Raw genomic sequence first — 14,993 nt, 5'->3', positions numbered from 1 at the left:
AATTACTAAGCGCCTTCTCGCAACTTATCCAACACACTGCGATCTTCTAAGGTTGAGGTATCGCCAGAAACCTCTTGTCCCGCTGCCAAATTTCGCAGCAATCGCCGCATAATCTTACCCGATCGCGTTTTCGGTAAAGCATCCGTAAAGCGAATTTCTCCCGGACGGGCGATCGCACCGATTTCCTTGACTACGTGTTGCTTGAGTTCTTTACTCAAATCCTCACTGGCCTGATACGTACCTTCTAGAGTCACAAAAGCGACTACTTCTTCACCTTTAAGTTCATCTGGCTTACCCACTACGGCAGCTTCTGCTACTGCGGGGTGAGACACTAAGGCTGATTCTACTTCCATTGTACCGAGGCGGTGTCCTGATACATTCAGCACGTCATCTACACGACCCATCACCCAGAAGTAACCATCTTCATCGCGTCTAGCTCCATCACCGGCAAAGTAAGTATAGTTGCCATCTCTGGGGGGGATGTGTTCCCAGTAAGTGCGGCGGAAGCGTTCTGGATCGCCATAGACTGTCCGCATCATTCCCGGCCAAGGATAACGCACTGCCAAATAACCACCTTGATTATCGGGTACAGAGTTACCTTCTAAATCGACGATATCTGCAATAATTCCGGGGAAGGGACGAGTTGCTGAACCGGGTTTAGTAGGAATTGCCCCAGGTAGCGGCGTAATCATAATACCGCCAGTTTCTGTTTGCCACCAAGTATCGACAATTGGGCAGCGATCGCCGCCAATTACTTTGTGATACCACATCCAAGCTTCTGGGTTAATCGGTTCGCCGACGGTTCCCAATAAACGCAACGATGACAAGTTACGTTTATTGGGATGCTGTTCGCCCATTTTAATAAATGCGCGAATTGCCGTAGGTGCAGTATAAAAAACATTAACCCCGTATTTTTCAATTACATCCCAGAAACAGCCAGGATTAGACGCACGAGGCGCACCTTCATACATCAAAGTCGTTGCCCCGTTGGAAAGAGGGCCGTAGACTATGTAGCTGTGACCAGTAATCCAACCTACGTCAGCAGTACACCAGTATACATCTGTATCTTGCAAATCGAAAATCCATTTAGTGGTCATGTGGACGTACAAGTTATAACCACCAGTTGTATGGACAACGCCCTTCGGTTTGCCAGTACTACCAGATGTGTAGAGAACAAACAGCATGTCTTCGCTGTCCATCAGTTCGGCAGGACAATCGGCTGAGGCATCCTTTTGCAAATCGTGCCACCAAAAATCGCGTCCCCCCAACTGCATATAAGTTTCTTGTCCTGTCCGCTTGACAACCAAGACACTTTCTACACTAGGAACAGCGCCATCAGCTAAAGCTTTGTCTACCTGTTCTTTTAGAGGCACGATCGCATCTTTGCGCCAACCACCATCGGCGGTGACTACTAATTTAGCTTTGGCATCAATTAAGCGATCGCGTAAAGCTTCCGCACTAAAACCACCAAATACTACACTATGAGATGCGCCAATTCTCGCACAAGCCAACATGGCGATCGCGGCTTCTGGAATCATTGGCATATAAATACCGACGCGATCGCCTTTTTGTACTCCTAATTGCTTTAGTACATTGGCAAACTGACATACTTCGCGGTGCAGTTGGGCATAGGTGAGAGTCCGTGAGTCTCCTGGTTCTCCTTCCCAAATCAGCGCGGCTTTATTTTTGCGCCAAGTGGTGAGATGTCTGTCAAGACAGTTGTAAGAAATGTTAATCTTACCGCCGACAAACCACTTAGCAAAGGGCGGTTGCCAGTCTAGTATAGTATCCCATTTTTGGAACCAGTGCAGTTCTGTCTGCGCTAATTCTGCCCAGAATTGCTGAGGATCGGCTTTGGCGCGGTCGTAGAGATGCTGATAATCTTCTAAACTCTTGATATGAGCGTTTTGGGAGAATTCAGCAGGGGGATGGAATAGGCGTTTCTCTTGCAGGATGGATTCTATAGTTGGTTGGGACATATTTTTGGCAGCTAACGGTATTGTTAATGAAAAGTATTATTAGCAAAGTTGTGCCAGATGGTGTTTAGCTTTTCATTGAGCTGGGCGGAAATCACCAAGTTAATCAGTTTACACCAATCAAAAGCAAGTAGTGACGAAGAGCTATAACTCCCATAAGAAATTTAACCTTTAAGGAAAGTTCAGATGGAAGAAAAAGGGACTGGGGATTAGGGATTGGGGATTGGGGATTATTTTTCTCGTTCATTATTTATTACCTAGTCCCTAGTACCCAGTACCTAGAGCCACCAATCTCTGGTATGGTGGGGAATCCTAGCCGCGACCAGTTGATTCTGCTCGGTATTGGGTACAGCGATTAAAAATTTGCGCTATTAATGAGACCTATGAGCAAAAGTGCTTTTTGCACTCTTGTGGTCAAAGGGACTCATCTTTATTGGGGAAAGTGGGGCCCCCTCTGGGGATAAAGGGCGAGGGAAAATACCAAACCTTTCCCCCTTTCCCCTTACCCTTTTCCCGACTTCTGCAAGAGGTCTATGGTAGTACCGTTCGAGTAACTTGAACCAACTATTTAGATCGTGTCGATTATAGCCGTAGTCATATGGGTTAGGATAGTGTTGATAGCTCAAAGCCACCAAGCAGCTGGATTTTCACTCAGCACTCAGCACTTTGCTATATTTTCATAGCCAAATGCCTTCTAGCTGCTTACCCTAGCTTGCATTATGAGATAGGCGATGGGGAATGCTGCGATCGCCTGTTATGTATTAACGCAAATATCCAGAGTGGCGGATACAATATATTATGCAATATAATCTCACAAAGTTAGTCTAGAGTGCAGTTGCCAAATCAAAGGATGCGAATCTACCTAGGTATCAGAAAAAAGCTGACACTAACATTTTTGTTAATAGAGATATTAGGTAGTGAAATTAGGTATAAATTAAAAAAAGCGTTAGTTACTGAAAGTAGGGCATAGTTTGCAAGCAAAAGAGATTAAGGATCGGCTAAAGTCCCTCATCGAGCAAGCCTCCTCGATAGACCCTAATTTAGCGAGAAGATTAGATGAAATCAATCGTTGGGTCAAGAATATCAAACCTGGTTCCCTGACTGCAAAGCCATTAGTCCTTGCCTTCCTCCTAGAGGTGATTACCGATTCTACAATTTGGCTGACGATCAAATCCTTACCTTCAGAGGAAGAACAAAAAGCCAAATTCGAGCAAATGACACCCAATGAGAGATATTGGTATGGTTATCTTTTTCCTAAGTGGATCGATGCAACTGATTCTAAGTTTTATATTTGGAAGCAAAAATTAATGGCAGGAGAGTTTAATCAGATTGATGATGATATCATTAAATCTATAGCTCAAGATATTGTCAGTCGTGAAGGTAGTTTTTGGCAGCGTTATATCGCCGACCTTTCTATGGCTACAGATTTAATTGTGAGCAGTCGTCAGCAAAAACCACTATGCATTCAAGTTACCAGTGTATCTGAAGAATTTAATCACCAAAAGTATCATTATTGGAAAAGTACATTACATTTATGGGAAATTGAGAGAGGACTATTCTTAAGCTATAGTCCTAAAAATGCTGATTTTATCAATCAGTTGGTGAATGTTGCTCTCTATAACAGCGATTATCTTGCGGGTGGCAAGTATCTAAAATTTTCGCGTTCCTTTCAGTAATTGGTTATTCAAGATTTGTGTTTTACTCTACAAACTTGCTCATCACAGATTTTATGGCTAATCAAAGAGAAATTCACGAGTTAGAAAATCAAGTGGATAAATTTTCTGAAACTTTAGCGACAGCCCGAAAAATGCAGCAAGACTGGCTAAATTACGGGTTAAATTTTATCCATCTTTACGTTGAAGACGTAGATGGAGATTGGCTAGAAACCTGGGAAGATGGAGAAATAATAGGTAATTCTTTATTAGACAGTATCAAAGAATTTCTAGTAAGTGACGATCGTGTTGCGCTCAGAGTCAGACAGCATTTAAAAGAACGTTCCCTTTTTGATTTAGCAGTGAACTTAGAAGAATACTGGAGAATTTATAAAGCAGATGAGAGGTTATCTGCTGTGAGAAATTTGTTGGCCAGTAATGTAAGTAGGGAAGTGGATGATGACTTTTTAGATTTAGCAGATAGTCTATTGGCAAAGTTGGCTGAAGTTTTGTGAAAGTTTTAAATGTGCTTTTCTATCTGATACTTACATGTCGTCTATAAACAAACCAAGTTTGTCCACCTTGGTTTAGCTGACTGCTGCACCTAGAGGGTAAGTTCTGAAAAGTAACTTCCCAGTAATCACCTGGGTATTCAATATTGCCAAAGTAACGACTATTGCGATTGTCTTCTCTTACTGGTGATTCATTGACTGGTCGTCTATAAGACGAGACAAGAAATCGCTCGCCTCGTCTGGCATAACACCTTTGATTAGCATCGGTTATTTCTGGTGACTGTTGATACCAATCTATTTGGCGTTTGAAATAAGTACCTGTATAGGCAGTCACTTCTAAATCGTTAGTAGGACTAGGGGTAGTTTGAGAAGATGCAGTATCTGAAGTCACTACACCTAACATTCCACATACCAAACCTAAACCCAAAATTACTTTTGGATACAAATTAATAATATTAATATTCATGTTTGATTTTTTAGTGCTTAGTATGATATTTTTCCGTAATCTCACTATTATTACATAAATTTAGACCTAAGTATAGTTGCGTTTGAACTTGATGTCAGCTATTCAAAAGCTTGTTGCATCAAAGAGAAACTAAAGCAATCTTCTAAAAGAAGTAAGTTTTAAAGGAGATTAAATAGGTTGTGTGAATATTTATCCTGAGAATAAGGCAGAAGGAAAGAGAGTTTTAGCTGATTTTATTTTTCGGCGTTGCACAAAATCGGGAATTATCCTAAAAAGAGCAAGAGCGATCGCTTAAAGAATAATATAGAATTGAGAATCAATTAGTACCGGATTTAGACCCGCCACTAATCGAATAGTGGGGGACTTAAACCCGTTTATTCATCCGCACTTATACAGAATTTATCCTGAATTCTGACTCCTAAATTCTTTTTTGTTAATCTTCAAAAATTTAGTGGCGAACCCCTAAGAAACCAGCTTGTTCGAGTGCCTTTTGCCCTTGGTCAGTAAGTAAAAGATTGGCATAGGCTTCGCCAGCCTTCTGTTCTCGACCTTGGTTTTGCTTAATAATTACAAACAAGCTAGTGGTAATTGGATAGCTGCCATTGGCGATCGCTTCACTATTAACTCGATTGCGCTGACGCGGACATTGTTCGGGTAGCACTAAGGGTTCTCGATAGGGCGGAATTAGGCGATCGCTAGTGCGACCGATTGGCAAAGGCTTGATGCTACATTGAGGCACTACTGCGCGTGCAGAAGCGTAGTATATACTACCCGGAGTTTTACTAACTTGGCGCACAGCCTCTGTAGTGGAGTAGACATACTTGACATTAGGGTTAAGGGCTTGTTTGTGAGAACCACTTTTTGTTGAAAAGATTGCTGTGTCTGCATCCTCTGCTCGTTGAGAGAAAGCAGTAATAGGTAGGTTTGGCCCGCCCACTTGTTTCCAATTAGTAATCTGCCCTAAATAAATCTGCTGCAACTGTTTAATAGTTAACCCTGGTACTTTCAACGATGGGTTGACGATCGCAGCTATGCCATCAATCCCTACCTGCTTTTCCTCCAAAGTAAAGCCTCGCTGCTTGGCAATGGCTCGTTCTTCATCTGTGAGAGGACGGGAGGACTGAGCAAAGTCCAATTGTCCGTCAAGCAACATCCGAATCCCCGAAGTAGAACCAGGGCTACCGTTAACGGGGTTTATGTAGTGTAATTTCAGTTCGGGACGAGTGCTCTGAATCTGAGAATCTACTAGTTGGCGGATAAATGCCCAAGCTGTACTACCACCGTAGTTAAATGACTCAGGTGGGACATTAGCAACTGTTTCAAAGCTGGATGTCGCCTCAGAGGTAGTATCTGCATTTTGAATATTAGCTGTTTCAGGGCTGCTGCGAGTCAAGGAGCCTGGCTTCAGTAACCACCAAAGTAGTCCGCCAATAACCACAAGTGTCAGGACTTTGCCAATGATCAAACCTCTGAGAAAGACAGCCATATCTCCTTTGATTAGAGGTTTTCTTTCGTTTGTATTGTCCATATCATTGCGTTGTTTATATTATTGATTTATATTATTTATCTTTATGGTATTTTTAAATATTAAAGTTCAAAGAATATCGATCTCAAAACTAAATCTTTTGTAAAATTACTCTCAAAAAATAAATTATCTGACTTGAAGTTGTTGACAATTCACAGCTATTCACCATTCAGCGTTCCATCGGTGGTAAGTAACTAACTTTTTATCTGGGAAAATGCAATTTATCTATTAATATCTTCGGCGATCGCACAATTGCTGTTGCAAACTCTTTTGTTATTTGGAGATTTGGCTATAGGAATATCTGTTTTAACCAAGGTTAAATCAAAAAATTTTTCGATGAAACTCTTAAATTTTAATTGAATGGGATTATTTGGTAGTGATGTACTCGTAAACATAAATGTATAGATTAAAACTATCAACACTAAACTAGTGATCGTGCCAAGGCCTATTCCTAATAGCAAAATAAATTTTTTATAGAGTAGTAAATAGTCATCAGTATTTGTGTTTGGCTCGGTAGATTGTGAGGATGGTGAGATAATTTGAGTAGCAGTCAGCGCCTCTAAAGCTTCTGCGGCAGAGTGATAACGCTGGCTATGGCGAACGCGAATCATTGTATCTAAAACATCTGCTAGGGAGTCACTTACCTGAGCCTTGTCACGCCAGATAATTTCTTCTGTATTGGGATCTTCTTGTAGTTGGCTAGGCATTAAACCTGTCAACGCTTGAATACCAATCATGCCTACTGCATAGATATCACTGCAAAGCTTTGGCTTTCCTTTAGCTTGTTCGCTTGGCATATAGCCAGGAGTGCCAATAATAATCGTGGCATTGGTTCCCACGGCACTCATTTTCTTAATACTGCCAAAGTCAATCAACACAATCTTCTTATCAGAGTGTCGCCGCATTAAATTTTGGGGCTTAATATCGCGGTGAATGATTTTGTGCTGGTGGACAAATACCAATATTTCTAGAATTTCTTTTAATAAATTGAAGACTGTTTTCTCGCTGAGACGTTGACCTACTATGAGTTCTTCAGTCAAATCATGACCGTCAATAAATTCCTGGACTAAATAAAAATTTTCGTTTTCGTTAAAGTGGGCAAACAGTCTAGGAATTTGGTCGTAGTTGTTGCCTAACTGATACAAAACTTCGGCTTCACGAGCAAATAGTCTTTTAGAGATCGGCAGAGCATCTGGATTAGAATCTTTTGGCTGAAAATGTTTGACGACGCAGTAGGGTTGTCCTGGTAAATCTAAGTCTAGGGCTAAGTAAGTATCACCTGAACCGCCTCTTCCCAAAAGTTTAACAATCTCAAAACGATTCCGAAGTATCGTTCTTATCAGAGGGGACTGATTTGTGTGGCGGATTTTACCTGTTAACAAGTGGGTATTACCAGATTCTCCACTCTTCAAAAATTTGATAGTGTATGAACCATTTTGAAGTGTTTTTTTGATGAGAGGATACCGACGCATCTGGCGTATTCTACCTACTATAATTACTGACCAGTCAAAGTTAGTTTAAGTATAAGAATTTTTTAATGCTGCGTTTTTGTATCTGAAGCAACAATTTACCATACTTTCTCTGAACTTTGAAGCAGTTCTATGGGTCAGCAGCTTGATTGCTTGATTTTATATTATTATAATCATCTTGGTTTCATGAGACTCATGGAAGAATTTTAGCAAATAATGAAGACTCACAAAATACACAACTTATATTAGGATAATTTGCTTTCAGCCAAACTGACAAATTCTGACCAATGTTTAGATTTGACTGCAAAAAATGCGATCGCCTGAAATTCTCCTGAGTTCGAGGAAGCTAAAAAGCAGCAGACAAACAGATCGAGCTTGAGAGTTAATTCATCCTATAAGTAAGTAGGTCGATGTTAAAAATTGTCGTTATGACAAGGCAGGAGGCAGAGGGCAGAAGGCAGAAGGAAAGAGGGTTTTAGGTAACTTTACTTTTCGTTACATACTTCGGTTTATTTGCACCGTTCTACTTAGAAGGCAGAAGGGAAAAGCCAAATTCTGAGCGAATTTCACAGATTGGCATTTTATATTTAACCTGATACCAATTCAGGAAAATCTTGATACACATGCAAGGACTTGTAGGGGCGCTGTTACGTTCGCCTTTACGTCCGTATTTGTATCATTTATAAAGTGAATTGGTATAATATTTAAAGCTTGTGTCAATAAACACTTATAAATTTATCGCTACCAAATATTAATTAAAAAAGCCCCCAAAAGGAGGCTTGTTAAGTTATTCGCGTGGAGTGAACAACTAATAATTAATACTTACAGTAAATACAGTAATCCGAACAAAATAATCCAAATTACGTCAACAAAGTGCCAATAGATTTCTGCGGCTTCAATACCAAAGTGCTTTTCGCTATTGTAATGACCTTTAACGCGCGATCGCCACAACACTGCAACAATCGCTAAAACACCGATGGTCACGTGTAAGCCGTGGAAGCCAGTCAAAACATAAAATGCGCTAGCAAACAAGTTGGTAGTCAAACCAAATTCCAGATGCGTGTATTCATACACCTGCCCTACCAAGAAAACAGCACCCATCGCTGCCGTGATGGCTAACCAAGTACGCGCACCCCGCGTATCATTCTTTTTGATCGCAGTATCAGCATTGTGCATGACAAAACTGCTAGCAATCAGATTGACAGTGTTAACTCCAGGGAGTAATAGTTCTAATTCTGGCGTGCCTGCGGGAGGCCAAACAGGTATGGTAGAACGGAAAGCTAGATAAGCTCCGAACAACCCCATAAAAATCATTCCTTCAGCGATCAAGAAGACAATTAGCCCAAACAAACGATGGTCTGGATGTTCTTCGTGATGGCCAGCCGTAGCTTCCGCTGTGTGGTGATGATTCAGTTCAGTTTTCGCTGGGTCAATTGTTTGACTTTGCATGAATCTTTATAAGTGAGTGGGGACTGGGGACTGGGGACTGGGGACAAATCAATTAAAAATTAAAAATGTAAAATTAAAAATTTTTAATTCTCCAAAGGTCTCCCAGTACCCAGTTTATTTACGGTCTTCGGGATTAGCAGCAACCGTTGGGTCGGGTTCTGCTCTTAATACTGAGTTAGGGCCGCCGGACAAGACTGGATTGGGGTCAGATAAAGGTACGCCTTCATTAGCCTTTTCTAAGCCGTAGTCGTAAGGGCCTGTAGCTAGTACTGGGGTTGTGTCAAAATTTTCAATCGCTGGCGGTGAGGTTGTCATCCACTCTAAGGTTAATGCCCTCCAAGGATTATTACCTGCTTTTTCTCCGTACAACCAACTCCAAATCGCATTGATAATGAAGGGGAACGTCGAAACTGCCAGGATATAAGCACCATAAGTACAAATTTCGTTGATAAACGCAAATTTGGGATCGTACTGAGCAACGCGGCGATTCATCCCCATCATTCCCAGCTTGTGCATGGGTAAGAAGGTCATGTTTAAACCGACAATTGTCAAAGCAAAGTGAACCTTACCCCAAAATTCGTTCAACATTCGTCCCGTCATTTTCGGGAACCAATGATAAATCGCTGCATAAATGCCGAGAACGCTACCACCAAACAAAACGTAGTGCAGGTGGGCTACAACAAAATAGGTATCGTGTACGTGAATATCAAAAGGTACTGCCGCCAACATTACGCCACTGATCCCGCCGATCACAAATGTGCCGACAAAACCCATAGCAAACAGCATGGCACTGTTGAGTCGGATTTTGCCGCCCCACATAGTTGCCAACCAGCTAAAAATTTTAATTCCTGTAGGTACGGCGATGATCATCGTGGTGATCATAAAAAACATCCGCAGCCAACCAGGGATACCGCTGGTAAACATGTGATGTGCCCAGACGATTAGACCTAAGAAACTGATGGCTAGGGATGAATAGGCGATCGCTTTATAGCCAAAAATCGGCTTGCGCGAATGCACGGGGATCACTTCGGAAATTGCCCCAAAGAAAGGCAAAATCATGATATATACCGCTGGGTGGGAGTAAAACCAGAACATGTGTTGGTACACAACCGGATCGCCACCGCCAGTCGGGTTAAAAAATGTCGTTCCTGCCAATAAATCAAAAGCCAGCAGAATCAAGCCTGCTGCTAGTACTGGCGTTGATACCAAAGTTAGCGCGGAAGTGGCAAACATCGCCCAGCAAAACAAAGGCAATTGATTGAACCCCATACCTGGAATCCGCATCCTCAACATGGTGACGAGGAAATTGATTGCCCCCAGAATCGATGATGTACCCAGCAGGAGGACGCTCATAATCCAAATTCCCTCACCCACTTGACCTGTCACCAAGCTCAAGGGAGGGTAGGAAGTCCAACCCGCATCCGGCGCATCACCTACTAGTAAACTAGCGATGAGCAACAAACCAGAAGGGGGGATCATCCAAAAAGCCACAGCATTTAGACGAGGGAATGCCATATCCTTTGCCCCAATCATTAAGGGGATCAAGAAGTTAGCAAACCCCGCGCCTGCTGGCACAATCCACAAGAAAATCATGATTGTGGCGTGCAGCGTAAATAAACTGTTGTAGACTTCAGGCGTGACAAAATCCACTTCTGGCGTTCGCAGTTCCGTGCGAACTAAGTCAGCCAAAACGCCGCCTATACAGTAAAAAATGAATGTGGTGACGAGATATTGAATCGCAATCACCTTATGGTCGGTGTTAAAGCTAAAGTAGTCTTGCCATTTTCTCACTGGTGGTTCTTCACCATGAGCGGGAAGATTGGCAGTTTCTTGCAACTGAGCTTGTGTCATAAGAGTGCTGAGTATTGAGTAGAGACGCGATTAATCGCGTCTGTACAAGAGTCTTAAGTTGTCAGTTGTTAGTTGTCAGTTGCTTAGTTGTTTCTTTACCACTGACCACTGACCACTGACTAATGATGAATTTGGTGGAGGATTTCTGTTTGAACTCCCATGTCCTTGGTGTAAGGAGCGAGAAATTCATGGGGGGATAGATCCGCAGGGTTGACAGCAACGGCTTGGTTAAGTGTTTCTTTGCTGGCAACTAACTGCTCTTGCATCCATTTATCAAATGCTTCTTGTGTTTCAACTACCACTTGTGTTCTCATTGCGCCGTGGTAGGGGCCGCAAAGTTCGGCACAGATTAGGGCATAGTCACCCACTTTGTTAGGTGTGAAGCGAATCTCACTTTGCCTACCAGGGATTGCATCCTGTTTTAAACGGAATTCAGGAACCCAAAAGGCGTGAATGACATCGTTAGCTGTCATATTGATTTGGACTTCGCGCCCGATGGGAACGTGGAGTTCGCCAGTGGTTACACCAGTTTCAGGATAGGTGAAAAGCCAAGCATACTGTAGACCTGTGACGTTAATCGCTAACTCTGGTGGTTGATTTGCTTTTTCCGGAGTTGGGCCAATACTGGGAGCGACGCTACCGACACCAGGAGCGTTCCGCAGTTGGGGAATTTGGTCGGCGTTGCGGACTGCTGCGGTGGCTGGGTCTTGCATTGCCTCATCAGATTTTTCTTGATTGAGGTTGGATTCTGTGCTGGGAGGCGTATCGTTTAAAGTTGCGGCGATCGCGGTTCCCGGACGCTGTGCAATTGCAGCCCCAGACTTCATCGACATGTCCTGAGTAATTGGGGCTTCATGAACAGCATGAGGATTAAAGCCACCAATTTCGTTGTATACATCAAAGCTGTAGACAGAAATACCGATAACGATAACTGCTGGGATCGCCGTCCAGAGGATTTCTAGAGGTACGTTGCCCTCAACTGGCGGGCCGTCTTCATTGTCACCTGCACGCTGACGGTATTTAATTGCAGAGTAAATTAAGACACCTTCAACTATCAGAAATATACCTGTGGAAACGATCATCATCGCGTTGAACAGACCATCCACCAAAACGGCTTCATCCGAGGCGGCTGCTGGCAACAGACCGTGATTTTGACCATACCAAAGGCTGACTAGCGTTAGCCCGATGCCAATGAGTAATGTCCAGATCGAACTTGGAATCTTCACGGTTTACTTAAATGAATTTACTACGTTATCTCGAAGCTACTCACCTACTAAGTTAGTCTAGGCTAGAAGACATTGAATCTAATCGTCTGAAATTTTTATTAATTTTTTTGGCTAATTTCCTAATCTTAAGTAAAAGAGACTTATTAGATACTGCCAAGAATAGACGTACATCAGTGAGAAAATTTAAGGAAAAATTTAGGATAACAAATTTAACTGCTATTTATCATCTAGTGACAACTTGAAAAATACCTAAAGCTTCAGGCTAAAACTAGCTGGAGTGCTTCAAAGTATAAGTGAAAGCTAAATTTATAAACTTTAGTCTGTACGCTAGGGTAAAGATAGATCGGTACTAAAAATTGAGGATTTTCCAAGCCTTACCAAGAGCGGGCAAAAGGTATTGTTCATGAATGAAATTGTCCTAGAACAGCAAAATGAAGCGGCAGCGAACCAGCAAAAGCCCAAGGAAGTGATTCGTCGCTTGGTGTGGAGAATGTGCATCGCCACCTTAATTTTGATGGCAATAGGCAGCGCCACCCGCGTGATGAATGCTGGACTTGCTTGCCCAGATTGGCCTTTGTGCTATGGGGAACTTGTGCCAGCCAAGCAAATGAATTTCCAAGTGTTCTTAGAGTGGTTTCATCGATTGGATGCCGGTTTAATTGGAGTCAGCGCGATCGCCCTATTTGGTTTATCTTGGTGGCATCGTCGTTCTTTACCCAATTGGCTGCCTTGGGCATCCACATTCGCCCTGTTTTTAATCGTGTTTCAAGGCGTTTTGGGGGGACTCACCGTCACCGAACTGTTGCGGTTTGATATCGTCACCGCCCACTTGGGAACGGCACTGTTGTTTTTCACAACGCTGCTGATTGTTGGTACGGCACTCACTCCCTATCAAGGAACTGGAACAGTTGGGAATTTGCCTTGGGTGAGTTTAACTGCGGCTATTTTAGTTTACTTACAAAGTCTACTAGGTGCTTTGGTAGGGTCGCGCTGGGCATTACATCAATGCCTTGGCGGTTCTCAACTTTGTAGTGTGATGTACAGCCATATTTTCGGATTAGTACCGCCAACTGTCGCCACCTTGACAGTGGTATTTATTTCTTGGCGTACCCCAGCACTGCATCCGGCTTTACGACGACTAGCAAATATGGCTGGTGTATTGTTAGTTTTACAAATCCTCTTGGGATTTGCGACTTTCCGCCTACACCTGCAAGTCGAGCCACTTACAGTCTCTCACCAAGCTGTAGGAGCTACTTTACTGGGTAGTTTGGCGGCTTTCACAGTTCTGGCACTACGTGACTGGGCTGCTAGCCGTGAAATTAACGCTTATCCTGCGGGATTAACAGCAGTTGCTACAAGTACACCAGCAAATGGCTCGAATCCATAATGTGTAGGGACTGGGTACTGGGGACTGGGTACTGGGAAAGAAATATAATCATAAATTCTCCCAATCCCCAATCCCTAATCCCCGATCCCCAGTCTCGAACAGCGAACTGAACATCACATCTAGCACCAAAGCCTAGCAACTAGAAGTGGTGGAACCATCTAAACCCTCACCCTAACCTTCGCCTGCACTCCAAGAGACTACAAATCAGTGACTCTACAAATAAAGCTGTTAGTAGCACTCTTTCATGAAAACTGCAACGGCGAAGATTGCGACTCCAGCAGTATAAAAAGTCTGTGTTTTCGTTCGATGTTAACAACCAGACTGAGCAAAGGCTGCACATAAGTTTTTGAAAAATAAGGAAGTAGAGTCAACATGATTGAGACTAATGTCTCTCGCCACCACGAAACTTTTCTCCAAGTAGTTCAAAGTTACTACCAGTTAACGAAGCCGCGGATTATTCCGTTGTTGTTGATTACCACGGCTGGCAGTATGTGGATTGCTGCTAAGGGAGAAGTAGATCCATTGCTGTTGCTAGTAACTCTTACTGGTGGTACGTTGGCTGCTGCTAGCGCCCAGACGATTAACTGTATCTATGACCGAGATATAGATTATGATATGGAGCGGACGCGCCATCGGCCGATGCCTGCCGGTAAGGTGCAGCCGCGTGATGCTTTGATTTTTGCGATCGCTCTGGCTGTGATGTCCTTCACGCTGCTAGCAGTGTTTGCTAACCTTTTAGCCGCAGTGCTGGCATTTTCGGGGATCGTTTTTTATGTCTTGGTTTATACCCATTGGCTAAAACGCCACAGTACCCAGAATATTGTGATTGGTGGGGCGGCGGGAGCAATTCCAGCTTTAGTAGGTTGGGCCGCTGTCACTGGAACTTTAAGCTGGGCAGCATGGTTGATTTTTGCGATCGTCTTTTTGTGGACACCGCCTCATTTCTGGGCATTAGCTCTGATGATTAAGGATGATTACGCAAAAGTTGGCATACCAATGTTACCTGTAATAGAAGGTACTACGGTGACAGTGAAGCAAATTTGGTACTACACCTTGATTACAGTGACAGCAACTCTGTTATTGGTTTATCCCTTGCACGCAAGTGGAATCTTATATGCAGCAGTCGCGCTGAGTCTGGGCGGATTATTTATCCACAAATCTTGGCGCTTGTTGCAAAATCCAGAAGATCGCACTGTCGCTAGAGATTTATTTCTTTATTCCATCTCTTACATGATGCTGTTGTGCTTGGGTATGGTGGTGGATAGCCTACCGATTACCCATCATTTGATTAGTGCAGCGATAAAGCTAATTGTTTAGGGCATGGATGAAAATGCGATCGCGTTGAGAAAAAGGCGCGATCGTATTTTTATAAATTAAAAATTATTTATTGAACAAAATCAAATTTGTAGATTCGCAATTAGAAATAAAATTTCACTCATAGGAAAATCGAGCAAAAAGCTAAATGAACTTCTAAGAAAAT

General features: G+C 42.9%; 11 protein-coding genes. 4 read left to right on the top strand and 7 right to left on the bottom strand.

Features of this window, described 5'->3' with window-relative positions:
• Positions 1–5: 5 nt before the first annotated feature.
• Positions 6–1,979: an acetate--CoA ligase gene (gene acs / locus I8752_RS03285; RefSeq protein WP_214430901.1), complete on the bottom strand. Its 1,974-nt coding sequence runs from the start codon at positions 1,977–1,979 to the stop codon at positions 6–8.
• Between the two features lie 968 nt (positions 1,980–2,947).
• On the opposite strand from acs, the gene I8752_RS03280 reads away from it, so the two are divergent.
• Both I8752_RS03280 and I8752_RS03275 read left to right on the top strand, forming a co-directional pair.
• Positions 2,948–3,652, top strand: coding sequence for a hypothetical protein (locus I8752_RS03280; protein ID WP_214430900.1), 705 nt, complete (start codon positions 2,948–2,950; stop codon positions 3,650–3,652).
• Between the two features lie 53 nt (positions 3,653–3,705).
• Positions 3,706–4,143: a hypothetical protein gene (locus I8752_RS03275; protein WP_214430899.1), complete on the top strand. Its 438-nt coding sequence runs from the start codon at positions 3,706–3,708 to the stop codon at positions 4,141–4,143.
• 19 nt (positions 4,144–4,162) lie between these two features.
• Here I8752_RS03275 and I8752_RS03270 read toward each other — a convergent pair whose 3' ends face one another.
• The 6 genes from I8752_RS03270 to I8752_RS03245 all read right to left on the bottom strand — a co-directional run bounded on the left by I8752_RS03270 (position 4,163) and on the right by I8752_RS03245 (position 12,126).
• Entirely contained in the window at positions 4,163–4,606 is a 444-nt protein-coding gene (locus I8752_RS03270) for a hypothetical protein (RefSeq protein WP_225895414.1), read from the bottom strand.
• Positions 4,607–5,054: 448 nt separating this feature from the next.
• Positions 5,055–6,134, bottom strand: coding sequence for a PstS family phosphate ABC transporter substrate-binding protein (locus tag I8752_RS03265; protein ID WP_214430898.1), 1,080 nt, complete (start codon positions 6,132–6,134; stop codon positions 5,055–5,057).
• Between the two features lie 218 nt (positions 6,135–6,352).
• The gene (locus tag I8752_RS03260; protein ID WP_214430897.1) at positions 6,353–7,603 is read right to left on the bottom strand and encodes a serine/threonine-protein kinase; all 1,251 of its coding nucleotides are present in this window, start codon (positions 7,601–7,603) and stop codon (positions 6,353–6,355) included.
• A gap of 819 nt (positions 7,604–8,422) precedes the next feature.
• Entirely contained in the window at positions 8,423–9,049 is a 627-nt protein-coding gene (locus I8752_RS03255) for a cytochrome c oxidase subunit 3 (protein WP_214430896.1), read from the bottom strand.
• Positions 9,050–9,163: 114 nt separating this feature from the next.
• Positions 9,164–10,900 (bottom strand): cytochrome c oxidase subunit I, encoded by a 1,737-nt coding sequence (gene ctaD, locus I8752_RS03250; RefSeq protein ID WP_214430895.1) that lies wholly within the window; start codon positions 10,898–10,900, stop codon positions 9,164–9,166.
• A gap of 119 nt (positions 10,901–11,019) precedes the next feature.
• The gene (locus I8752_RS03245; RefSeq protein WP_214430894.1) at positions 11,020–12,126 is read right to left on the bottom strand and encodes a cytochrome c oxidase subunit II; all 1,107 of its coding nucleotides are present in this window, start codon (positions 12,124–12,126) and stop codon (positions 11,020–11,022) included.
• A gap of 403 nt (positions 12,127–12,529) precedes the next feature.
• Here I8752_RS03245 and I8752_RS03240 point away from each other — a divergent pair, with 403 nt between their 5' ends.
• Both I8752_RS03240 and I8752_RS03235 read left to right on the top strand, forming a co-directional pair.
• Positions 12,530–13,513, top strand: a complete 984-nt coding sequence (locus tag I8752_RS03240) for a COX15/CtaA family protein (RefSeq protein WP_214430893.1) — start codon at positions 12,530–12,532, stop codon at positions 13,511–13,513.
• Between the two features lie 372 nt (positions 13,514–13,885).
• Entirely contained in the window at positions 13,886–14,830 is a 945-nt protein-coding gene (locus tag I8752_RS03235) for a heme o synthase (protein WP_214430892.1), read from the top strand.
• Positions 14,831–14,993: the final 163 nt, after the last annotated feature.

This window comes from Dendronalium phyllosphericum CENA369, from assembly GCF_016056275.1.
GTDB classification, from domain to species: Bacteria; Cyanobacteriota; Cyanobacteriia; order Cyanobacteriales; family Nostocaceae; genus Dendronalium; species Dendronalium phyllosphericum.
The sequence above is the reverse complement of the archived record's forward strand: the minus strand, read 5'-3'. Positions and strand labels throughout refer to the sequence as shown.

What these genes read in the sequence shown, in the direction of transcription:
- acs (WP_214430901.1), bottom strand. Translation starts at nt 1,979, where the DNA reads ATGTCCCAACCAACTATAGAATCCATCCTGCAAGAGAAACGCCTATTC.
- I8752_RS03275 (WP_214430899.1), top strand. Translation starts at nt 3,706, where the DNA reads ATGGCTAATCAAAGAGAAATTCACGAGTTAGAAAATCAAGTGGATAAA.
- I8752_RS03270 (WP_225895414.1), bottom strand. Translation starts at nt 4,606, where the DNA reads ATGAATATTAATATTATTAATTTGTATCCAAAAGTAATTTTGGGTTTA.
- I8752_RS03265 (WP_214430898.1), bottom strand. Translation starts at nt 6,134, where the DNA reads ATGGACAATACAAACGAAAGAAAACCTCTAATCAAAGGAGATATGGCT.
- I8752_RS03260 (WP_214430897.1), bottom strand. Translation starts at nt 7,603, where the DNA reads ATGCGTCGGTATCCTCTCATCAAAAAAACACTTCAAAATGGTTCATAC.
- I8752_RS03255 (WP_214430896.1), bottom strand. Translation starts at nt 9,049, where the DNA reads ATGCAAAGTCAAACAATTGACCCAGCGAAAACTGAACTGAATCATCAC.
- ctaD (WP_214430895.1), bottom strand. Translation starts at nt 10,900, where the DNA reads ATGACACAAGCTCAGTTGCAAGAAACTGCCAATCTTCCCGCTCATGGT.
- I8752_RS03240 (WP_214430893.1), top strand. Translation starts at nt 12,530, where the DNA reads ATGAATGAAATTGTCCTAGAACAGCAAAATGAAGCGGCAGCGAACCAG.
- I8752_RS03235 (WP_214430892.1), top strand. Translation starts at nt 13,886, where the DNA reads ATGATTGAGACTAATGTCTCTCGCCACCACGAAACTTTTCTCCAAGTA.